The sequence below is a fragment of the Nocardioides sp. LHG3406-4 genome (assembly GCF_049897745.1).
Taxonomy (GTDB): domain Bacteria; phylum Actinomycetota; class Actinomycetes; order Propionibacteriales; family Nocardioidaceae; genus Nocardioides.
Window position 1 is genome coordinate 249,698 of record NZ_JAFCWV010000002.1, and the last position, 20,821, is coordinate 270,518.

17 protein-coding genes are annotated in these 20,821 nt (G+C 72.2%); 13 read left to right on the forward strand and 4 right to left on the reverse strand.

The window, feature by feature from the left end; all coding sequences use genetic code 11:
• Window positions 1-66 precede the first annotated feature (66 nt).
• The 11 genes from ACP7BP_RS07215 to ACP7BP_RS07265 all read left to right on the forward strand — a co-directional run bounded on the left by ACP7BP_RS07215 (window position 67) and on the right by ACP7BP_RS07265 (window position 13,542).
• On the forward strand, window positions 67-780 hold the full coding sequence (locus ACP7BP_RS07215; protein ID WP_426243892.1) for a TIGR03936 family radical SAM-associated protein: 714 nt from the start codon (window positions 67-69) through the stop codon (window positions 778-780).
• Window positions 781-1,170: 390 nt separating this feature from the next.
• Window positions 1,171-4,365: an Rne/Rng family ribonuclease gene (locus ACP7BP_RS07220; RefSeq protein ID WP_426243893.1), complete on the forward strand. Its 3,195-nt coding sequence runs from the start codon at window positions 1,171-1,173 to the stop codon at window positions 4,363-4,365.
• 206 nt (window positions 4,366-4,571) lie between these two features.
• Window positions 4,572-4,874, forward strand: a complete 303-nt coding sequence (gene rplU / locus ACP7BP_RS07225; RefSeq protein ID WP_248582491.1) for a 50S ribosomal protein L21 — start codon at window positions 4,572-4,574, stop codon at window positions 4,872-4,874.
• A gap of 57 nt (window positions 4,875-4,931) precedes the next feature.
• Complete coding sequence (gene rpmA, locus ACP7BP_RS07230; protein WP_426243894.1) at window positions 4,932-5,186, forward strand: 50S ribosomal protein L27; 255 nt, start codon at window positions 4,932-4,934, stop codon at window positions 5,184-5,186.
• Between the two features lie 198 nt (window positions 5,187-5,384).
• Window positions 5,385-6,920: a GTPase ObgE gene (gene obgE, locus ACP7BP_RS07235; RefSeq protein ID WP_426243895.1), complete on the forward strand. Its 1,536-nt coding sequence runs from the start codon at window positions 5,385-5,387 to the stop codon at window positions 6,918-6,920.
• Window positions 6,917-8,032, forward strand: coding sequence for a glutamate 5-kinase (gene proB, locus ACP7BP_RS07240; protein WP_426243896.1), 1,116 nt, complete (start codon window positions 6,917-6,919; stop codon window positions 8,030-8,032). Before obgE ends, proB begins: the two co-directional genes overlap by 4 nt.
• A 101-nt stretch (window positions 8,033-8,133) precedes the next feature.
• Window positions 8,134-9,135: a matrixin family metalloprotease gene (locus ACP7BP_RS07245; protein ID WP_426243897.1), complete on the forward strand. Its 1,002-nt coding sequence runs from the start codon at window positions 8,134-8,136 to the stop codon at window positions 9,133-9,135.
• A 23-nt stretch (window positions 9,136-9,158) separates the two neighbouring features.
• Window positions 9,159-10,133 carry an endonuclease/exonuclease/phosphatase family protein gene (locus ACP7BP_RS07250; protein ID WP_426243898.1) on the forward strand — a complete coding sequence of 325 codons (975 nt, stop codon included), beginning with the start codon at window positions 9,159-9,161 and terminating at the stop codon, window positions 10,131-10,133.
• 150 nt (window positions 10,134-10,283) lie between these two features.
• Window positions 10,284-11,456, forward strand: a complete 1,173-nt coding sequence (locus tag ACP7BP_RS07255) for a cysteine desulfurase family protein (RefSeq protein ID WP_426243899.1) — start codon at window positions 10,284-10,286, stop codon at window positions 11,454-11,456.
• Window positions 11,453-12,553 (forward strand): tRNA 2-thiouridine(34) synthase MnmA, encoded by a 1,101-nt coding sequence (gene mnmA, locus ACP7BP_RS07260; protein WP_426243900.1) that lies wholly within the window; start codon window positions 11,453-11,455, stop codon window positions 12,551-12,553. The genes ACP7BP_RS07255 and mnmA overlap by 4 nt, the downstream gene beginning before the upstream one ends.
• Entirely contained in the window at window positions 12,550-13,542 is a 993-nt protein-coding gene (locus ACP7BP_RS07265) for a methionine synthase (RefSeq protein WP_426243901.1), read from the forward strand. Before mnmA ends, ACP7BP_RS07265 begins: the two co-directional genes overlap by 4 nt.
• A 25-nt stretch (window positions 13,543-13,567) precedes the next feature.
• Here ACP7BP_RS07265 and ACP7BP_RS07270 read toward each other — a convergent pair whose 3' ends face one another.
• From ACP7BP_RS07270 to ACP7BP_RS07280, 3 genes are all read right to left on the reverse strand, one after another.
• Entirely contained in the window at window positions 13,568-14,644 is a 1,077-nt protein-coding gene (locus ACP7BP_RS07270) for a M57 family metalloprotease (RefSeq protein ID WP_426243902.1), read from the reverse strand.
• A 210-nt stretch (window positions 14,645-14,854) separates the two neighbouring features.
• Complete coding sequence (locus ACP7BP_RS07275) at window positions 14,855-16,513, reverse strand: MFS transporter (protein WP_426243903.1); 1,659 nt, start codon at window positions 16,511-16,513, stop codon at window positions 14,855-14,857.
• A complete protein-coding gene (locus ACP7BP_RS07280) occupies window positions 16,510-17,163 on the reverse strand; it encodes a TetR/AcrR family transcriptional regulator C-terminal ligand-binding domain-containing protein (RefSeq protein WP_426243904.1) in 654 nt (217 codons plus the stop codon). Before ACP7BP_RS07280 ends, ACP7BP_RS07275 begins: the two co-directional genes overlap by 4 nt.
• 204 nt (window positions 17,164-17,367) lie before the next feature.
• Between ACP7BP_RS07280 and ligA the strand changes: the two genes are divergently transcribed.
• Entirely contained in the window at window positions 17,368-19,479 is a 2,112-nt protein-coding gene (ligA, locus tag ACP7BP_RS07285) for an NAD-dependent DNA ligase LigA (RefSeq protein ID WP_426243905.1), read from the forward strand.
• Window positions 19,480-19,527: 48 nt separating this feature from the next.
• Here the strand turns inward: ligA and ACP7BP_RS07290 are convergent, their stop codons facing one another.
• Window positions 19,528-20,436, reverse strand: a complete 909-nt coding sequence (locus tag ACP7BP_RS07290) for an SGNH/GDSL hydrolase family protein (protein ID WP_426243906.1) — start codon at window positions 20,434-20,436, stop codon at window positions 19,528-19,530.
• A 153-nt stretch (window positions 20,437-20,589) separates the two neighbouring features.
• Between ACP7BP_RS07290 and ACP7BP_RS07295 the strand changes: the two genes are divergently transcribed.
• Entirely contained in the window at window positions 20,590-20,784 is a 195-nt protein-coding gene (locus tag ACP7BP_RS07295) for a hypothetical protein (RefSeq protein WP_426243907.1), read from the forward strand.
• Window positions 20,785-20,821: the final 37 nt, after the last annotated feature.

Consider the following 20,821-nt stretch of genomic DNA (forward strand, 5'->3'; position numbering starts at 1 on the left):
CCTTCGAGCGTGCCACAGCGGCTGCCGGGATTCACCCCACGACGGCGGCTGGCCTAGCCTTGCCGGGTGCGTGAGCAGCCCGAACAACAAGCCCCGCCGGTCCAGCGACTCCGGATCCGGTACGCCAAGCGTGGCCGGCTCCGCTTCACCAGCCACCGGGACTTCAGCCGGGCCTTCGAGCGCGCCGTCTTCCGGGCCCGCGTCCCGATGGCGTACTCATCGGGCTTCAATCCCCATCCCCGGATCTCGTACGCCGGTGCGGCGCCGACCGGGTCGGCCAGCGAGGCGGAGTACCTCGAGATCGGCCTCGCGGAGGTCGTCGACCCCGCTCAGGTGCACGCGCTGCTCGACGAGGCCCTGCCCGAGGGGCTCGACGTGCTGGAGGTGGTCGTCTCCGCCGGCGGCTCACTGGCCGAGCACCTCGAGGCCTCGCACTGGCGGATCGACCTCGCCGACGACGCCGAGACCGTCGCCGCAGCCGTCGAGTCGTTCCTGGCCACCGAGTCCGTGCTGGTGGAGCGGATGACCAAGAAGGGCCTGCGCGAGTTCGACTGCCGCGCGGCCGTGGTCACCGCGGCAGTCGTGCCGCGAGAGGCCGGTGGCAGCACCATCGACGTCGTGCTCCGGCACACCGTCCCCGCGGTCCGTCCCGACGACGTGCTCGCGGGGCTGGAGCGGCAGGCCGGCCTGATCCCCGCCCAGACGGCGCTGCTGACCCGGGTCGCCCAGGGCCCCCTTGACGAGCACCAGGGCACGGTCGGCGACCCGCTGGCCGTCTAGGCATGGGAGCGATCTGTGGCCGGTGTGCGATACTCGCCACGGTTGTTCGAGCGGCTCGCCGCACCGTGCGACCCGACGACGTTCTCGCCGTACGTGGCCTTTGCTAGATGGCCACGGCCGGCACGACACACGAAGTCGTCACCAGACCGCGACGCGGCCAGGGTGAGTCGGTGACAGCGACGAAACCATGTCGGACACGTGAGTGGGTGTCCACACTGGCTGGTCGACCGCGGCAGGTGTGCGACGACGCCGTGTCGACGCTCTCGCGGAGGGTGTCGCCGCCACCCGACCAGGCTTTGCGTCACGGTTCCGGGCCGGCTTGAAATCGGCCCTCCTCCCGCTGGCGTACTGACGTTTTCCGGCCGCTCTGCGCCGGACGAGGAGAGCACCATGCTCGACGAACGCGACGAATCGGCCACCACCGAGACCGCCCCCGCTGAAGCCCCCGCCGAAGCAACTGAGACGGCGAGCGACACGCCGCCGGCGAAGAAGGCCGCCAAGCGCGCGCCCGCCAAGAAGACGGCCGCGAAGCGGACGACCAAGAAGGCCGCCGCCCAGGCGCCGGTCATCGACCCGGAGGCTCCCGGGCTCCTGGGCGAGGCAGAGGCAGTGGCAGGGGCGGAATCAGGGGCAGGGGCGGAGTCCGAGGACCCGGCGCCGGTCGCCAAGAAGGCCGCCAAGCGCGCGCCCGCCAAGAAGGCCGCCAAGCGCACGACCAAGAAGGCAGCCGGCGAGATGCCGTTGCCCGACCCGGAAGCTCCCGAGGCCCCGGCCGAGGAGGCAGGGCCGGCCACCACCGGCGCGGCGGTGCTCTTCCAGGCGCCCGAGCCGACCAGGCCCGCCCGGCGTACTCGCGCGAAGGCAGCCCCCGCTCCCGTCGAGGAGGCGGCCGACGAGACTGTGGAGACCGCCCAGACCGAGGACGAGGTCGCCGCGCCGACGCGGAAGTCCACTCGCACCCGCAGGTCGGCGAAGAAGGCCGCCCCGGTGATCGCGCCCGAGGACGAGGACGAGGACGAGGAGGCAGGTGACGAGGCTGGTGACGAGGCTGGCGAGACGCCTGTCGAGACCGACGACGTCGGGGTCGACGAGGACCAGGAGGACGGCGAGGGCACCCCGGCCCGCCGCCGCCGCCGTCGCGGTGGCCGCCGCCGCCGCAAGTCCGGTGAGGGCGGCGACACCGACGAGTCCGACTCCGCCGAGGAGGAGTCCGAGGACGCCGACGACGCCGAGGCCGGCACCGCTGACGGCTCGGGCGAGGGCGCGGGCACGTCCCGCCGGCGGCGGCGGCGCCGCCGTACGGGCGACGACAACGGCGACCAGGGCTCCGACGACCCCGAGAACACCACCACCCGGGTCCGCAGCCGCCGGGCCGCCGAGGACCAGATCACCGCACTGGCGGGCTCGACCCGGCTCGAGGCCAAGAAGCAGCGCCGGCGCGAGGGTCGCGAGGCCGGCCGACGCCGCGCACCCATCGTCAGCGAGGCCGAGTTCCTCGCCCGTCGCGAGTCGGTCGACCGGACGATGGTCATCCGGCAGCGCGACGACCTCACCCAGATCGCGGTGCTCGAGGACAAGGTCCTCGTCGAGCACTACGTCGCCCGGGAGTCGCAGACCTCGCTGATCGGCAACGTCTACCTCGGGCGGGTGCAGAACGTCCTGCCCTCGATGGAGGCCGCCTTCGTCGACATCGGCAAGGGCCGCAACGCCGTGCTCTACGCCGGTGAGGTCAACTGGTCGGCACTGGGCCACAAGGACGGCCAGCCGCGCAAGATCGAGTCGGTGCTGTCCTCGGGGCAGAGCGTGCTGGTGCAGGTCACCAAGGACCCCGTCGGCCACAAGGGCGCCCGCCTGACGAGCCAGGTCAGCCTGGCCGGCCGGTTCCTGGTCTACGTGCCCGACGGCACCACGAGCGGCATCTCCCGCAAGCTCCCCGACACCGAGCGCAACCGGCTCAAGACCCTGCTCAAGGAGATCGTCCCCGACGAGGCCGGCGTCATCGTCCGGACCGCCGCGGAGGGCGCCTCGGAGGAGGAGTTGACCCAGGACGTCGAGCGCCTCAAGGCCCGCTGGGAGGACATCGCCACCAAGGCCAAGGGCAAGGCGCCGCAGCTGCTGTACGGCGAGCCGGACCTCACCTTGAAGGTCGTCCGCGACCTGTTCACCGAGGACTTCGCCCGCCTCGTCATCCAGGGCTCCGACGCGTGGGACACCGTCCAGGACTACGTCGCCCACGTGGCGCCCGACCTGCAGGACCGCCTCGAGCGCTTCGAGCCCGGCGCCGACAACAACGGCAGCACGAACGGTAGGGACGTCTTCGCGACCTACCGCATCGAGGAGCAGATCAACAAGGGCCTCGACCGCAAGGTGTGGCTGCCCTCGGGCGGCTCGCTGGTCATCGACCGCACCGAGGCGATGACGGTCGTCGACGTCAACACCGGCAAGTTCACCGGCTCCGGCGGCAACCTCGAGGAGACCGTCACCAAGAACAACCTCGAGGCGGCCGAGGAGATCGTGCGCCAGCTCCGGCTGCGCGACATCGGCGGCATCATCGTCGTCGACTTCATCGACATGGTCCTGGAGTCCAACCGCGACCTGGTCGTACGCCGGCTCGTGGAGTGCCTGGGCCGCGACCGCACCCGTCACCAGGTCGCGGAGGTCACCTCCCTGGGCCTGGTGCAGATGACCCGCAAGCGGATCGGCACCGGTCTCCTGGAGGCCTTCGCCACCGACTGCGAGCACTGCCACGGCCGTGGGGTCATCGTGCACGCCGAGCCGATCGAGCCCAAGGGCGCGGACGACGATGGGCGTCGCGGTGGCAACTCTGGCACCGGGGGCACCGGCAGCACCGGTGGCCGCCGAGGCCGGGGAGGCCGCAGCCGCGGTGAGAACGGCGGGCCGGTCGTCACGCCCGAGCCGAAGCTGCCCTCGCCCAAGGACATCGCCGCCATGGCGCGCGCTGAGAGGGCGTCGTCGGCCGACGAGGGCCCGCTGGAGCAGCCGGAGAGCGAGCCTGTCGAGACCGGGTCGGAGGTCCCGCCCGACACCCAGCAGGACTCTCGGCAGGACTCTCGGCAGGACACCCAGCCGGACACCCAGCCGGACGTCGTGGCCGAGCCCGCTCAGGTGACCCCGTCCGAGCCCGCCCCGCCCAAGGTCGTGACGCGGACCCGCCGGCGCAGTGCCAGCCGGCCCGCTGGCCCGGGTGCGCCCGTCGAGTCGGCCGAGTCGGCCGCACCCGACGTCGTACCCATGCCGGAACCTGCGGTCGAGGCCCCGGCAGCCGCCGCACCCGACCAGGGGGAGCCGGCTCAGCCCGCCGCGGCCAGCGAGCCCGCTCCGCCCCGGGTCGTGACCCGGACGCTGCGGGGGCGGGCCCGCCGCTCGGCCGGGACACCCGACCGCAGCGACGTCGACACCGCCGTGCCGTCAGTCGGCGACGTCCCGCCCATGGGCGGCGTCGGCTCGCCTGCGGACTCCGGTCTCGTGGAGCCGGGTACGGCCCACCTCGAGAGCGGCGAGGGCTCCGAGGCCTCGCAGGTGGAGCACGTGCCGGTCAAGAAGAAGGGCACTCGCAAGCGCTGAGACCCGGCGGGCTCACCGCGAATTGCTGTGAGCCTGCCAGGTCCGTAGTATTGAACCTCGGTGCGCTCCTGCGTGCCGTTCCTGTGTGGACACCACCCCAGACCTTCCCGGCGCACTGTCGCGGGGTCGGGGCCGTCCCCAGGCCGATGAATGTTCTGGCAATGGTTGATGGGACTTCCCGAGTCCGACGAGGAGAGTGAGTCGCGGTGTACGCGATCGTGCGCAGTGGCAGCAAGCAGCAGAAGGTTGCTGTGGGCGACGTCATCGAGATCGACAAGGTCGAGACCGCCGCCGGCGAGTCCGTGAGCCTGCCCGTGGTCATGGTCGTCGACGGTGAGAACGTCACCGTGACCGGCCTCGACAAGGCAGCCGTGACCGTCGAGGTTCTCGGTCGGACCAAGGGTCCGAAGATCGTCATCCAGAAGTACAAGAACAAGACCGGCTACAAGAAGCGCCAGGGTCACCGTCAGAAGTACACCCAGGTCAAGGTCACCGACATCTCCCTGTGAAACCGCACTGTGAGCCTCCGGGCTCTCGGCTACTGACTCCAGCGAAGGACTGAACTCATGGCACACAAGAAGGGTGCGGCGTCCACCAAGAACGGCCGCGACTCAAACTCCCAGCGCCTCGGCGTCAAGCGCTTCGGCGGGCAGGTCGTCAACGCCGGCGAGATCATCGTCCGCCAGCGTGGCACCCACTTCCACCCGGGTACCGGTGTGGGCCGTGGCGGCGACGACACCCTCTTCGCGCTCACCGACGGTGCCGTGGAGTTCGGCGTACGTCGCGGCCGCAAGGTCGTCAACATCGTTCCCGAAGCCTGAGCGCGGGGCGGTCAGTGGGTTCACAGCGCACGGTGCGCCTCCGGGCGACGTGCGAGGGAACCCATCGAGTCCGCCCTGGCGAGTGACCTGACGCTCGTCGACTGAAGCTTCAACTGTTGGGCGTCCCGGTCACGGGGCGCCCTTCGGCATTTCGAGACGGTTGCCCGGCACCCGCCTCCACCACCGAGAGAAGGCACCATGGCAGTCCCGACGTTCGTCGACCAGGTACGGCTGCACATCGCCGCGGGTCGGGGTGGCAACGGCGTCGCATCGGTGCACCGCGAGAAGTTCAAGCCCCTCGGTGGCCCCGACGGCGGCAACGGCGGTCCCGGCGGCTCGGTGATCCTGCGCGTCGACACCGACGTGACCACGCTGATCGACTACCACCACAGCCCCAAGCGCACCGCTGAGCACGGCGGTCACGGAGCGGGCGCCCACCGCAACGGCGGTCACGGGGCCGACCTGGTGCTGCCCGTGCCCGACGGCACGGTCGTCACCGACTCCGAGGGGAACCTCCTCGGCGACATGGTCGGCCCCGGCACCGAGATGGTGATCGCCACCGGCGGCCGCGGCGGTCTCGGCAACGCGGCGCTGGCGTCGTCCAAGCGCAAGGCGCCCGGGTTCGCCCTGCTGGGGGAGCCCGGCGACGAGCTGGACATCGTGCTGGAGCTCAAGGTCGTCGCCGACATCGGGCTGGTCGGCTTCCCGAGCGCCGGCAAGTCCTCCCTCATCGCGGCCATCTCCCGCGCCCGCCCCAAGATCGCCGACTACCCCTTCACGACGCTGGTGCCCAACCTGGGCGTCGTACGTGCGGGCGAGGTCACCTTCACCGTCGCCGACGTGCCCGGCCTGATCGAGGGTGCCGCCGAGGGCCGCGGTCTCGGCCACGACTTCCTGCGACACATCGAGCGCTGCGCCGCCCTCGTCCACGTGATCGACACCGCGACGATCGAGCCGGGGCGCAACCCGCTCGACGACCTCGACGTGATCGAGAGCGAGCTGGCGAGGTACGGCGGTCTGGAGGATCGCCCGCGGCTGGTGGCGCTCAACAAGATCGACGTCCCCGACGGCAGCGACATCTCCGACATGGTCGTCGACGACCTGCGCGAGCGCGGGCTGCTCGTCTTCCCCGTCTCCGCCGCGTCGGGTGCCGGCCTGTCCGAGCTGACCTACGCGATGGCCGAGATCGTCCAGCGCGCCCGGGCGGCCAAGCCCAGCAGCACGACGACCCGCATCGTGATCCGGCCGCCCTCGGTCGACGGCGGCGGGGACTTCGAGATCACCCGTGAGGGCGAGGGCTGGCGGGTGCGCGGCACCAAGCCCGAGCGCTGGGTCCGCCAGACCGACTTCAGCAACGACGAGGCAGTCGGCTTCCTCGCCGACCGGCTCAACCGGCTCGGGGTCGAGGCCAAGCTGAGCCGACTGGGCGCGGAGGAGGGTGACACCGTGCTGATCGGGCACCCAGACAACTCCGTCGTCTTCGACTTCAAGCCCGCCATGGAGGCCGGTGCCGAGATGCTCGGCCGGCGCGGCGAGGACCACCGCTTCGAGGAGCAGCGGCCCGCCCACCGTCGCCGGCGCGACATCGATGCCGCCATGGACGACCGCTCGGAGACCGAGACTCGCGCCGACGTCGCGCGACGACTCGACCGCCCCGAGACGGCCGGCCCCACGTCGTACGAGATCGGCTCGGCCGACGACCCCGACCGGGTCGCCGACGACTCCGACGCATGACCGCGCGCGAGGAGGTGACCGCGGCCCGCCGCATCGTGGTCAAGGTCGGGTCCTCCTCACTCACCACCGGCACCGGAGGCATCGACCCGGCGCGGATGCGTCGGCTGGTCGACGTGCTGGCCGTCGCCCGCGCGGCCGGCGTCGAGGTGGTGCTGGTGTCCTCGGGAGCGATCGCCGCAGGCCTGGCGCCCCTCGGTCTGGCCCGGCGGCCTCGGGCGCTCGCCGTACAGCAGGCGGCCGCGTCGGTGGGGCAGGGGCTGCTCGCCCATCGCTACCAGGAGGAGTTCGCCCGTCACGGCCTCGTGACGGGGCAGGTGCTACTGACCGTCGACGACGTGACCCGGCGCGCGCACTACCGCAACGCCTACCGCACCTTCGCCAAGCTCCTCGAGCTCGGTGCGCTCCCGATCGTCAACGAGAACGACACGGTGGCGACCACCGAGATCCGCTTCGGTGACAACGACCGGCTGGCCGCGCTGGTGGCGCACCTCGTGCACGCCGACCTGCTGGTCCTGCTCTCGGACGTCGACGGTCTGTACGACGGTCCGCCGAGCCGCGCGGGCAGCCGGCTGGTCCCCGAGGTGCGCTCCGACGACGACCTCGCACACATCCAGACCGGTTCTGCGGGCGCGTCGGGGGTGGGCACCGGTGGCATGGTCACCAAGCTGGCCTCCGCCCGCATCGCGACCGGCGCCGGCATCCCCGTCGTGCTCGCCTCGGCCGACGACGCCGAGGCGGCGCTCGCGGGTGGCTCCGTGGGCACGCTCTTCCACGCCACCGGCAAGCGCAGGCCGACCCGGCTGCTGTGGCTGGCACACGCCACCGAGCCACGCGGACGCCTGGTGCTCGATGCCGGAGCGGTGACGGCCGTGACCGTACGCCGAGCCTCCCTGCTGGCCGCCGGCCTGACCGGCGTCGAGGGCAGCTTCGACGCCGGCGACCCCGTCGACCTGGTGGCTCCGGACGGCCGGCCGGTCGCCCGCGGACTCGTCAACTTCGACGCCGCGGAGATCCCCCAGCTGCTCGGCCGGAGCACCTCGGAGCTCACTCGGGCGCTCGGTGCGGCCTACGAGCGCGAGGTCGTGCACCGCGACGATCTGGTAGTTCTCTGAAAACGCGTACACGCAGCCTCCTCCTACCCTAAATTGGGGAAAGCATCGAGGACCCGTCCAAGGAAGGGCGCCCCCACCCCGGTGAAGAGAAGGCCAACGTCATGGACGACAGCACCCCAGTGAAGAAGACCCGCGGTGTCCGCCGGTGGCTGGACCCGATCCTGGTCGTCCTCGTCATGTGGCCCCTGGTGCAGCTGATGGGCGCGGTCGCCCAGTCACCCGACCCGGTCGTCGACGCCTGCCGCTGGCAGGGCGACATCCCGCTCGAGGTCCTGCAGGCCACCCCTGATCCCTCGTGCTCCCTCGTCGGCCGCGTCGTCTTCTCCGGCAACGCCGCCGTCACCATCCCGCCGGCCGGCATGGGGGTCGGCGCCGCCGCCGCCCGCGACGAGACCGGCACGGGCGCGCTGGACCTCACCGTCACCACCTCGCTGTCAGGTGAGGTCAGCGCCGAGGTCGAGGAGATCGAGTCGGTCCCCGCCGCCCGCCGCCGCAACGTCGATGCCTGCAAGGACGCCCAGTTCAACAGTGGTGGCCACGCGTGGGCCGCCCCGCTGACCTGGACCTTCAGGGCCAAGTCCACCCCTTCCCACCTGCGCAAGGCCCGCGCCCTGCGCGACCTCAAGGCGGGAGCGGCGAACATCTCCGCCGCCCGCAACGACTGCGGGCTGGCCCGGGTCGCCACCGTCGGGTCGTCGTACGCCGGGGCCTCGAACCAGAGCCCCGACATCCATGTCGTGGGCAACAACATCAGCTGCGGCGACTACAACACCGCTAACGCCGTGGACTTCGGGCGGCTCCCGCGCGGCATCTACGGCTGGACCTGCTTCTGGTGGAACAGCGACGGCCAAATGGTCGCCGCCGACATGCGCGTCTCGAACTCGCCGGCCGTGGTCAGCCGGGTGCCCAAGGGCTGCCGGAGCCGCTTCGACCTCCAGGCCATCGCCACCCACGAGTGGGGTCACGCCTTCGGTCTCGGCCACGTCAGCGCCGTCAACCGCAATCTCACGATGCCGCCGCTCCTGATCTCCTGCTCCGACGACCAGCGCACGCTGGGCCTGGGCGACTACATGGGCATCGAGGCGTTGTACGCACCCAGCTGAGCGCCGTGTCGTAGGTTTCCGGCATGCGCGCCAGGGCGGTCCTCTTCTGGCTCGTCGTCGCCGGGTTCCTCGGGCCCGCGATGGTGCTGACCCTGCTGCGACTCGTGCAGGCCGACGGCGGGTGGTGGGTGCGCGGGGTGGCGTTCACCCCGCTGGCCCTCCCGGCGTACGCCGTCGCACTGGTGCTCCTCGTGCTGCGGGGCGTCGCGGGTGGCCGGCGCGGCACGGCGCTGGTGCTGGTGCCGCTCGCCGGCCTGGCCTTGCACGCCTACTGGCTCGCGCCGCTGTACCTCGGCGCCAACCCGCCCCCGGCTGCCGGCGCCGAGCCGCTCACGGTGATGACCGCCAACCTGAACGGGGGCCATGCCGACTCCGCGTCCGTCGTGCGCGAGGCGGCTCGTCGCGGCGCGGACCTGCTGGCCGTGCAGGAGGTCACCCCGGACGCGCTGGCCCTCATGGAGGAGGCCGGAGCCGACGAGCTCTTCGGCTACCGCGCCGGCGAGACCGGCACGGGCGCCGAGGGGACCATGCTGTTCTCGCGGACACCTGTCGACGACGTCGTACCCCTGGCGACGGGCTTCTCGGGCTTCACGGCGTCGGTCACGGTCGGGGACGAGCCCCTGCGGATCGTGGTCGCGCACCCGCGCACGCCCATCGACTCGACCCGCGGCTGGCGCGAGGACCTCAGGCTCGTGCTGGAGGCCGCCCGCACCGTCGACGCGGACCTGGTCGTCGGCGACCTCAACGCGACCCGCGACCATGAGCCGCTGCTGGCGCTCGGCGACGCGGGCTGGCGGGACGTGGGGGAGCTGGCCAACCAGGGCTGGCAGCCCACCTGGCCGGCCGACGGCGTCGAGCCGGTCTCCGACCTGCCGTCGCCGCGCCTGATCGCGATAGACCACGTGCTCGTGGGTGGGAGACTGGCCGCGATCGGGAGCGACGTCGTGGACTTCGGTGGCGGGGACCATGCGGCGCTCGTGGCGGAGGTAGCCCGTTGAGTTGCGCCCCCGTCCCCGTTGAGTTGCGCCTCCCGGATGTTCGAGCAGCACGACGGCGCGAGTCAACGGGTACATGAGCGCGACTCAACGGGTACCAAGGCGCAACTCGACGGAGGGGTGACGCGGGACACGCCGTAGGCTGGGAGGGCGATGAACCAGCCCACTGTCTACCTCGACCACGCCGCCACCACACCCATGCTGCCGGTGGCGATCGAGGCCATGACGGCTCACCTGCGCGAGGTCGGCAACCCCAGCTCGCTCCACGCCTCCGGGCGCGCTGCCCGGCGGGTGATCGAGGAGTCGCGGGAGACCGTGGCCCGGGCGATCGGGTGCCGGCCGGGGGAGGTCGTCTTCACCTCCGGCGGGACCGAGGCCGACAACCTGGCGCTCAAGGGCATCTACTGGGCGCGGCAGTCCGACCGGAAGCGTCTGCGCATCCTGTCCTCGGCGATCGAGCACCACGCCGTGCTCGACCCGCTGGACTGGCTGGCCGAGCACGAGGACGCCGACGTCGAGCTGGTGCCCGTCTGCAAGCGTGCCGTCCTCGACCTCGACGCGCTGCGTGCCGCGGTCGAGCGCGCCCCCGACGACGTCGCGCTGATCTCGATCATGTGGGCCAACAACGAGGTGGGTACCCTCCAGCCCATCGACGAGGTCGTGGCGCTCGCGGCCGAGTACGGCATCCCGGTCCACACCGACGCCGTCCAGGCGGTCGGAGCCGTGCCGGTCGACTTCGCGGCCTCCGGAGTCGACGCGCTCACCCTGACCGGCCACAAGCTCGGCGGACCCTACGGCGTCGGCGCGCTCATCGTGCGTCGCGAGGTCGTCGTCACCCCGCTGGCCCACGGCGGTGGCCAGGAGCGCGACATCCGCAGCGGCACGCTCGACGTGCCCGCCGTCGCCGCGTTCGCCGCGGCCATCGAGACCGCGGTCAAGGAGCAGAGCGCTTATGCGTCGCGGGTCTCCGCGCTGCGCGACGACCTGGTGGCGAGGGTGATCGCGGAGGTGCCCGAGGCACACCTGCACGGCGACCCCCTCGACCGGCTGCCGGGCAACGCCCACATCGGCTTCCCGGGCTGTGAGGGCGACTCGCTGCTCATGCTCCTCGACGCCCGCGGCATCGAGTGCTCCACCGGATCGGCGTGCTCGGCGGGGGTGCCCCAGCCGTCGCACGTCCTGCTGGCCATGGGCTGCAGTGACGAGCAGGCCCGCCACTCGCTCCGCTTCACCCTCGGCCACACCTCGACCGAGGCCGACGTCGACGCGCTGGTGGCGGCCATCGGGCCCGTCGTCGAGCGGGCCAGGCAGGCCCGGCGAGCATGAAGGTGCTCGCGGCCATGTCCGGCGGGGTCGACTCCGCGGTCGCCGCCGCGCGCGCCGCCGAGGCCGGCCACGACGTCACCGGGGTCCACCTCGCGCTGTCGCGCAACCCGGCGTCGTACCGATCCGGGGCGCGCGGTTGTTGCACCATCGAGGACAGCAACGACGCCCGCCGCGCGGCCGACATCATCGGCATCCCGTTCTACGTCTGGGACCTCAGCGAGCGGTTCCACGAGGACGTCGTCGAGGACTTCATGGACGAGTACGCCGCAGGCCGCACGCCCAACCCGTGCCTGCGCTGCAACGAGAAGATCAAGTTCGCCGCCGTGCTCGACCGCGCGCTCGGTCTGGGCTTCGACGCGGTGGCGACCGGCCACTACGCGCAGCTGCGGCGGGGCGACGACGGGCTCATCGAGATGCACCGGGCCGAGGACCACGCCAAGGACCAGTCCTACGTCCTGGGCGTGCTCACCCAGGACCAGCTCGCGCACGCGATGTTCCCGCTCGGCGACACCACGAAGCCCGACGTACGCCGCGAGGCCGCTGCGCGCGGGCTGCTGGTGGCCGACAAGCCCGACAGCCACGACATCTGCTTCGTCGCCGACGGTGACAACGCCGGCTGGCTGCGCGAGAAGCTCGGCGAGCGGGCTCCCAACCACGGCGGCGACATCGTCGACGACGCCGGTGAGGTGGTCGGCAGCCACGAGGGCACCTACGCCTTCACCATCGGCCAGCGCCGGGGCCTGCACCTCGGCACGCCTGCCGCCGACGGCAGGCCGCGCTTCGTGCTCGACATCGAGCCGGTCTCCGGCACCGTCCGCGTCGGCCCGCGCGAGAGGCTCGCCATCGACACGATCACCGGGATCAAGCCGCGCTGGTGCGGCACCGTGCCCACCGAGCTCGACGCGACGGTGCAGCTGCGCGCCCACGGCGGCGAGCACCGGGCGCGGGTGCGCGTCGACGACGACCACGTCCACATCGCGTTGCTCGATCCCGCCGAGGGCATCGCACCGGGTCAGGCCGCCGTGATCTACGACGGCAGCCGGGTGGTCGGGTCCGCGACGATCAGTGCGACGGCGCGCACCGAGGTGACCGCGTGACGCTGGCCACCGGCATCGGCTCGATGCCCGGCGACGACGCGCGCGCGTACGACGACACCGTCCGCGTCGTACTCGGTGAGCTGCCGGGCCTGCCGTTCCTCCCCGAGCTGCCGGCCCGGGGTGCCGCGGGGCACATGACCGGCCGCGGGCTCGCGATCGCCGAGGGGCTGGGCGCCGACGTCCAGCCGGCCGGGTGGCGCCTCACCGACGCAGCGGGCGCCGACCTGCGGCGGGCCCGTTCGCTGCTCGCCCAGGACCTCGACGTCCTCGAGGAGCAGACCCAGGGCTACATCGGCCCGTTCAAGATCCAGGTCGTCGGACCGTGGACGCTCGCGGCCACGGTCGAGAAGCCGCGCGGCGACAAGGTGCTCTCCGACCACGGTGCGCGCCGCGATCTCGCCCAGTCGCTGGCCGAAGGGGTGCGCTCCCACATCGCCGACGTACGCCGCCGGATCTCCGGCGCCGACCGCCTGATCGTCCAGGTCGACGAGCCCGCGCTGGCCGCCGTGCTCACCGGTGGCGTGCCGACCGCCAGCGGGTTCGGCCGGCACCGCACGGTCCATCCGCCCGAGGCGTCGGCAGCGCTGGGCTGGGTGCTCGACGCGATCGCAGACAGCGGGGGAGTGCCGTGGGTGCACTCGTGCGCGCCGGGCACGCCGCTGGACCTGCTGCGCGGTGCCGGCGCTCGTGGCCTCGCCGTCGACCTCGACCAGGTCTCGGCCGCCGGTCACGACCAGCTTGCCGAGGCGCTCGAGGCAGGGGAGACCGTCGCCCTCGGCGTCGTACCTACCTCGGAACCCGATCCGTCGTTGACTGACACGGCCCTGGTCGAGCGAGTCCTGCGCTGGCTCGACATGCTCGGCATCGACCCCGCCGGCGTCGGCGAGCAGCTCGTCATCACGCCCGCCTGCGGGCTCGCCGGCGCCACGCCCGGCTGGGCACGACAGGCGCTCGAGACGTGCAACCAGGCAGCGACGCACCTGCCCTGACCTGACCCGACCCGACCCGACCTGGTCACCGGTCGAAACGGACCACCGCGGGCCGGACGCCGTTGAGGCGCTGGGCCGGCTGCGAGGCGGCATCGGCCCAGGGCTGGGCCAGCCGCACGAGAGGCTCCGGGGTGTAGGTGACGAGCGTGGTGGCGGGGGCGAGCGCGTAGTTGGCGGCCCGGTCGAACTGCCACACGGTCACACAGCTGACGCCCGGTGGCAGCTCGGCGTAGGTGGTCACGGTCTCCACCCCGCCGACCGGCACGGTCCAGACGTTGGCGTCGACGACGGTGGTGCTGTCCTCGCCCTGGGTGGCGCTGCAGGCACCGGGCGTCACGTGCACCTCGTAGCCCGGCGCGCCGAAGCCCCACTCGGGCAACCAGGCCGGCAGTGCCGGCTCCGGGGCCCGGCTGAGGGCGAGCGTCAGGCCGCCGCCGTACTCGTCGATCACCGCTGTGACCGGGCCGCTCGCCGGAATCCGGGGTACGGCGTCGCACCACGGGTCGGCGCGGACCGGCTTCGCCTTGCCGCCGTACATCTTCTGGAGCACGGCGAGGTCCTTCTGGGCAGGTCCGCGGCACCACCACCGGCCGGGCCGGCCGAGGTCGTCGCCCAGGCAGCCGGTGGGGGCGACGCCGTTGGTGTGGGAGGTGTTCATGATCGAGCAGCGCCGGTCTGTGTGGTTCAGCCCGAGCACGTGGCCGAGCTCGTGGGCCATCACGAGGGTCTGGCCGGGCCAGGCGCAGATCTGGCCGTCCTTCGCCGATCCGTGCAGGATGTTGACGTAGCCCTGCCGGCCGCCGAGGTAGCCGACCGTGGCATAGCCGGATCCGCAGCCCATCGGGACGTTGTGGGTGTTCCTGATGAGGATGTCGGCCTTCCTGCGGTTGCCGATCTTGCGGAAGTGCACCTTGACGCCGGAGTCGTTCCACATGGCCGCGGCCGCGGCGACGGCCCCCTTGTCCTTGGTGGCGTCGAAGTAGGTGACCTGGCCGCGGGGCCACGTGTGACGCCCGGCCTGGGCGGGCGCGGTGACCGCAACCGTCGTGAGGCCGAGGACGACGGCGCCGAGGAAGCCGACCAACCTGTGCAGTCGGGTCATGTCGGCCTCCCCTCCTCGGCGCCTGCCGGTCCTGCAGGGGCCCCGTCACCGTAGGACCGGCGGACGGGCTGCGGCATCACCGATGTCGGGGACCGCTCGAAGCAGCGTCCCCGCGCGGCCGTGGAGGCACCCGTGACGCGAGAAGCACCTGATCCGGGAGGGATCAGGTGCTTCTCGGTTCATCTCTGCTGGGCGACCGGCCGTGGGACGTCACCCCACGTGCACGCCCTCCGGCCCGTCCGTGGCGAGCTCCTCGTGCTTGACGTCGAGGAACAGCCACACGACCAACGAGCCGGCGACCATCATGAACGTGCCGACGAAGAACGCGCTGGTGGCGGCGCTGGGGAACGTTCCGAGGGCGGTGACCTGCTGGACGACCTGGTCGACCGAGTCGACGCCGAAGACGCCCATCAGCCGGTCGAGGAGCCCCGGGTCCTGCTGGGCGGCCTGGTGGAGGCCCTCGCCGATCTGCGGTGCGATGTCCTCGGCGCGGTTGGTCATGCTGTGGGTGGCGACCGTGCTGAGGGTCGCCAGGCCGAGCGCGCCACCGATCTGCTGCATGGTGTTGAGGACACCCGACCCGATGCCGGAGTCCTCGGAGCGCAGGTGGTGGACCGCGGTCAGGGTGAGGGGCACGAACACCGCGCCCATGCCCAGCGCCATCAGCACCACGAACGGCAGGATGTCGGTCCAGTAGTTGACGCCGGTGCCCAGCGGCTGGCCCGAGCTCAGCGAGCCGAGCACGTCGTCGGCGCCGTCGGGCACGGAGAGCCGCGAGAAGCCGAACAGGGCGGTGGCGGCCATCAGGGTGCCGACCCCGGCGATGTAGCGGGCGTCGATGCGGGCGACCAGGCTGGACACGATGGTCGCGCTCACCACGATCGCCACCGAGAACGGCATGAACGCGAAGCCGGCCTTGAGCGGGCTGTAGCCCATCACGTTCTGCACGAACAGGCTCAGGAAGAAGAACATCGCGAACATCGCGGCCGGCATCAGCATCATCGCGAGGAAGCTCGCCGCGCGGGTCTGGCTGGCGAAGATCCGGAACGGCAGCAGCGGGTGCTTCACCCGGGACTCGATGACAGCGAAGAGCAGCAGGAGTACGGCGCCCGCGGCGAGGCTGGTGAGGGTCCAGCTGTCGCCCCAGCCGTGCTGGCTGTCGCCGGCCCGCGAGAGGCCGTAGACGATGCCGAGCAGGCCCAGGGTGCCGGTGATCGCGCCCGGGATGTCGAGCTCGCCGTGGTGTCGCACCGACTCCTTGAAGAAGCGCGGGGCGAGGAACGCCGCGACCAGGCCGATCGGGATCACGATGAGGAACGTCAGGCGCCATCCGCTCATGCCGAGAGGCTGGTCGAGCCCGGTCAGCCAGCCGCCGAGGATGAGGCCGACGGCGGCGCCGGCGCCCGACATGGCGGCGTACACGGCGAAGGCGCGGTTGCGCTCGGGCCCGGCCGGGAAGGTCGTGGTGATCAGCGCCAGGGCGGCCGGGGAGGCCAGTGCGGCACCGAGGCCCTGGAAGCCCCGGGCGCCGAGCAGCGTGAGCTCCGACTGCGAGATGCCCCCGAGGAAGGACGCTGTGACGAAGACGAGGATGCCGACGATGAAGACGAGCCGGCGCCCGTAGAGGTCGCCGAGGCGACCACCCAGCAGCAGCAGGCCACCGAAGGCCAGTGCGTAGCCGGTGACGATCCACTGGAGGTTGCCGGCGCTGATCTCGAGGTCGCGGCCGATGAATGGCAGCGCGATGTTGGCGATGGTGCTGTCGAGCACCACCATCAGCTGGGCGATCGAGATGATCACGAGGGCCCAGCGCAGCCGGCGCCGCTCGTCGGGCGTCACCTCGGGCGGGGGTGCGGTGATGTTGGTCATGACAGGTCCTTCGGTGTTGACGGGTCTGTGGTGGGGGCGGCCGGCCGGATGGCGGCCGGCAGGATCACGTGGTCGATGACGCGGGCGATGGACTCCTCGTCCGGTGGCTCGCCGAGCACGAAGAAGCGGTGGAGGAGGATGCCGGCGAGGGCGGGGGCGACGACCGCGAGGTCGACGTCGAGGCTGAGCTCCCCGCGCTCGGCCGCGCGCTGGTAGATCTTCTCCGTGGCGGCGACCTTCGGGCCGAGCACGTCGCGCCGGTAGGCCGCCGCGAACTCCTGGTCGCGGACCATGGCGGTCAGCACGCTCGAGAAGGTCGCCAGCTGTTGAGGGTCCGTCATGCCGCCCAGGCCGCAGAACGACGCCAGCAGGTCGCCGCGCAGGGTGCCGGTGTCGGGCGGCTCCGGCTGGGGCTTCTGGGCGGTGAGCGCCTCGATGACGAGCGCGACCTTGCTGTTCCAGCGACGGTAGAGCGTGGCCTTGGAGGCCTTCGCCGCGGTGGCGACGGCGTCCATCGTGAGCCGGTCGTACCCGACTTCGGAGAGCACCGCCAGGGTCGCCTCGAAGATCTCCCGCTCGCGGTCGCCCTCGACGCGCGGTCGGGCGACGCCGCCGTCGGTCGCGGGCGGTGGGGGAGTCTGAGGGGTCATTCGGGTGTCCTGTCGGGAGGATTGAAACGAAACAGTTTCGTTTCATCAACGGACTAGGCAGGCCGAGGCATTCCTCCCCAGTGAATATTTCGACGCGGTCTAGACCAGTGGCTCCAGCGGGCGCACGCGGACCGCGTCGCACGCACGGACGGGCCGGTCGGGTGCGGCCGGGCCGATGTCGGCGGGACGGGGCAGAATGCGGCCATGAGCGACGCCGTACCCGCCCCTGCGACGGCCCCTGCGACGGCCTCAGCGCCTGCCGAGGCCCGCGACCGCCACCAGCAGATCTCACAGGAGGTCGAGGACGCCCGCTGGCGCTACTACGTGCTCGACGACCCGACCCTCTCGGACGCCGACTTCGACGTCCGGCTGCGTGAGCTGGAGGCGCTCGAGGACGACTACCCCGAGCTTCGCACGCCCGACTCGCCGACCCAGAAGGTCGGCGGTGCGGTCTCGACCGACTTCACCGCCGTCGACCACCTGCAGCGGATGGAGTCGCTCGACAACGCCTTCTCCTACGACGAGCTGGCGTCGTGGCACGCCCGCCTCGTGCGCGACGGGGTGACCGACCCGGCCCTGCTGTGCGAGCTCAAGGTCGACGGCCTGGCGATCAACCTCCTCTACGAGCAGGGCCGGCTGGTGCGCGCCCTGACCCGCGGCGACGGCCGCACCGGCGAGGACGTCACGCCCAACGTCAAGACCATCGCGTCGGTGCCGCACCGGCTCACCGGCTCCGACGAGTTCCCGGTGCCGGCCGTGGTCGAGGTGCGCGGCGAGGTGTTCCTGCCCGGAGACGCCTTCGAGCGGCTCAACTCCGCCATGGCCGACGCCGGCCGGCCGTTGTTCGCCAACCCTCGCAACGCCGCGGCCGGCTCACTGCGGCAGAAGGACCCGCGTGTCACGGCCACCCGCGACCTCGGCATGGTCTGCCACGGCATCGGTGCCCGCGAGGGCTTCGAGCCGACCTCGCAGTCCACGGCGTACGACGCGCTGCGCACCTGGGGGCTGCCGACGAGCGGCCGGGTGAAGGTGGTGCCCACGCTCGCCGACGTACAGGCCTACATCGAGCACTACGGCGAGCACCGCCACGACGTCGAGCACGAGATCGACGGCGTCGTCGTCAAGGTAGACGCGGTCTCGCTGCAGCGCCGGCTCGGCTCGACCAGCCGGGCCCCGCGGTGGGCGATCGCGTTCAAGTACCCGCCCGAGGAGGTCAACACCGAGCTCCTCGAGATCCGGGTCAACGTCGGTCGCACCGGCCGCGTCACGCCCTACGGCGTGATGGTCCCGACCAAGGTCGCCGGCTCCACGGTCGAGAACGCCACGCTGCACAACGCCCACGAGGTGCGGCGCAAGGACGTCCGGCCCGGAGACACCGTGGTGCTGCGCAAGGCGGGCGACGTCATCCCGGAGATCGTCGGGCCCGTCCTGGGCCTGCGGCCCGAAGGCCTCGCAGAGTGGGAGATGCCGACCCACTGCCCCGAGTGCGGCACCGAGCTCGCGCAGCAGAAGGCCGGCGACAAGGACCTGCGCTGCCCCAACCACCAGTTCTGCCCTGCCCAGGTGCGTGAGCGGCTCTTCCACGTGGCCAGCCGCGGCGCCTTCGACATCGAGGGGCTGGGCTACGAGGCGGCGATCGCCCTGGTCGAGTCCGGCGTCGTCGACGACGAGGGCGACGTGTTCCACCTCGACGAGGAGCGGCTGCGGCGGGTGCCGCTGTTCACGCGCGCCCCCAAGAAGGGCGAGGAGGGTCCCCAGCTCAGCGCCAACGGGCAGCGACTCCTCGCCAACCTCGGCACCCGCAAGCAGGCGCCCCTGTGGCGCGTGCTGGTCGCCCTGTCCGTCCGGCACGTCGGCCCCACCGCGGCGCGCGCGCTGGCCCAGGAGTTCGGCTCGATGGAGACGATCCGGGCCGCCGCCCAGGAGCAGCTGGCCGCAGCCGAGGGTGTCGGACCCACCATCGCCGAGGCCGTCATCGAGTGGTTCCGGGTCGACTGGCACGTCGCCATCGTCGACAAGTGGGCGAAGGCCGGGGTGACCATGGCCGACGAGCGCGACGAGTCGGTGCCGCGCACCCTCGAGGGCCTCACCATCGTCGCCACGGGCTCGCTGGAGGACTTCACCCGTGACTCGGTGAAGGAGGCGATCATCGCCCGCGGCGGGAAGGCCTCGGGCTCGGTGTCGAAGAAGACCGACTACGTCGTGGTCGGCGAGAACGCCGGGTCCAAGGCCGACAAGGCGGAGTCGCTCGGCGTACCCGTCCTCGACGAGGCCGCCTTCAAGGTGCTGTTGGAGCGTGGCCCGTCCGGGCTCTGACGGCCGAGGGTGTCGGTGTCCTCGCCGCGAGGACAACCAGGTGGACGCTCAGAGCTCGGCCAGCACGAGCTCCGCGACGGCCTCCTGCTCCGCGGCGAACGGGTGGTAGGCCAGCGCCTTCTCGAAGACCGTCCGCGCGCCGTTGATCCACGGGTCGTCCGCGCAGATGTCGTGCCCGGCGGTGGCCTTCCAGACATCGACGTACGTCGCGTGGGCGCGGCGCGCGGCCTCCTCGACCGTGGTGACCAGCCGCCGGTTCACCATCCGGGCGTAGGCGACGTCGCCCGCGGCGAACGGGAGCGCGGCGCACCGGCTGTGGGCCGGGACGATCTGCGGGTAGCCCACGACGATGACCTCGGCGTCGGGCGCGCGGCGCCGGATCTCGCGCACGGCGCTGACCAGGTGGGTGCGGATCCTGGGAAGCACCTCGAGGTAGACGTCGCCGCCTCCCGGCTGCTGGGCAGCGTCGCGGCACGGCCGGCCCGCCGGGTCCCGGTCGCGCAGGGCGGTGCAATGGCCCATCAGGTTGCCGAAGAGGTCGAAGTCGTTGCCTCCCATGGCAAGCGTCACCAGGTCGGTGTCCGGGCCGACGGCGTCGAGCTGGGGCGGCACGACCGCCCTGCCGGTGTCCTGCGGTGAGCTGAGGTGGCTGCTGTCGGCCTGGCTGCAGCTCCGGTCGGCGAGCCGGACGCCGGGCAGGGCGGCGGCCACGAGCGAGGGGTAGTTGCGCTCCGAGCGCAGGCACCCACCGGCCATGGACATCGGGGGCACCAGGGGCGCGGCGGTGTAGCTGTCACCCAGCGCGACGTAGCGCAGGGAGATGTCGCCCGTAGAGGTGTCACCCAGGGACGGGGAGGAGCCGTCGGGCACCCGCATCGTCAGCGGTGAGGCTGCGGCGACGATCCCGAGCATCGCCAGCAGGACCGCGAGCGTCAGCGGGCGCAGCAAAGCGGGCATGCGGGGCACGGTCTCACGTGAGGGGCGCGCTGACGAGTCCGGAGACTGCGACGCCGGACGGCGCAGCGACCCGCTCGAGGACTGCCAGGTGTCGGCTGTCGAGCCTGTCGGGCCCGGGTTTGACGCGGACCTGGGGCGGGCACGGCTGCAGGCATGAGACACGAGCCCCCGGCGACGCAACCGGAGCGACGAGCCGGCGGTGCGGTGCGAGAGATGGCGCGGCTCGTCCAGGGCGTCCTGGTCGACCAGACCGCGGTCGGCGTGGTGCTGCTCGGCCTCGTCGCCGTGCTCGCGGGCTTGCTGGAGGCGGCCGGGCCGGCACGGCCGGTGGCGGTCCTCGTGGGGTAACGGGCGCGGCGGTGGTCGTGACCGGCTGGCGACGGCG

Bases quoted from the DNA above. Each gene is read 5' to 3' on its own strand.
- ACP7BP_RS07275 (WP_426243903.1), bottom strand. From the start codon at position 16,513: ATGACCAACATCACCGCACCCCCGCCCGAGGTGACGCCCGACGAGCGG.
- mnmA (WP_426243900.1), top strand. From the start codon at position 11,453: ATGAAGGTGCTCGCGGCCATGTCCGGCGGGGTCGACTCCGCGGTCGCC.
- ligA (WP_426243905.1), top strand. From the start codon at position 17,368: ATGAGCGACGCCGTACCCGCCCCTGCGACGGCCCCTGCGACGGCCTCA.
- proB (WP_426243896.1), top strand. From the start codon at position 6,917: ATGACCGCGCGCGAGGAGGTGACCGCGGCCCGCCGCATCGTGGTCAAG.
- rpmA (WP_426243894.1), top strand. From the start codon at position 4,932: ATGGCACACAAGAAGGGTGCGGCGTCCACCAAGAACGGCCGCGACTCA.
- ACP7BP_RS07220 (WP_426243893.1), top strand. From the start codon at position 1,171: ATGCTCGACGAACGCGACGAATCGGCCACCACCGAGACCGCCCCCGCT.
- ACP7BP_RS07295 (WP_426243907.1), top strand. From the start codon at position 20,590: ATGAGACACGAGCCCCCGGCGACGCAACCGGAGCGACGAGCCGGCGGT.
- ACP7BP_RS07255 (WP_426243899.1), top strand. From the start codon at position 10,284: ATGAACCAGCCCACTGTCTACCTCGACCACGCCGCCACCACACCCATG.
- ACP7BP_RS07290 (WP_426243906.1), bottom strand. From the start codon at position 20,436: ATGCCCGCTTTGCTGCGCCCGCTGACGCTCGCGGTCCTGCTGGCGATG.
- ACP7BP_RS07250 (WP_426243898.1), top strand. From the start codon at position 9,159: ATGCGCGCCAGGGCGGTCCTCTTCTGGCTCGTCGTCGCCGGGTTCCTC.
- obgE (WP_426243895.1), top strand. From the start codon at position 5,385: ATGGCAGTCCCGACGTTCGTCGACCAGGTACGGCTGCACATCGCCGCG.
- ACP7BP_RS07245 (WP_426243897.1), top strand. From the start codon at position 8,134: ATGGACGACAGCACCCCAGTGAAGAAGACCCGCGGTGTCCGCCGGTGG.
- ACP7BP_RS07280 (WP_426243904.1), bottom strand. From the start codon at position 17,163: ATGACCCCTCAGACTCCCCCACCGCCCGCGACCGACGGCGGCGTCGCC.
- ACP7BP_RS07270 (WP_426243902.1), bottom strand. From the start codon at position 14,644: ATGACCCGACTGCACAGGTTGGTCGGCTTCCTCGGCGCCGTCGTCCTC.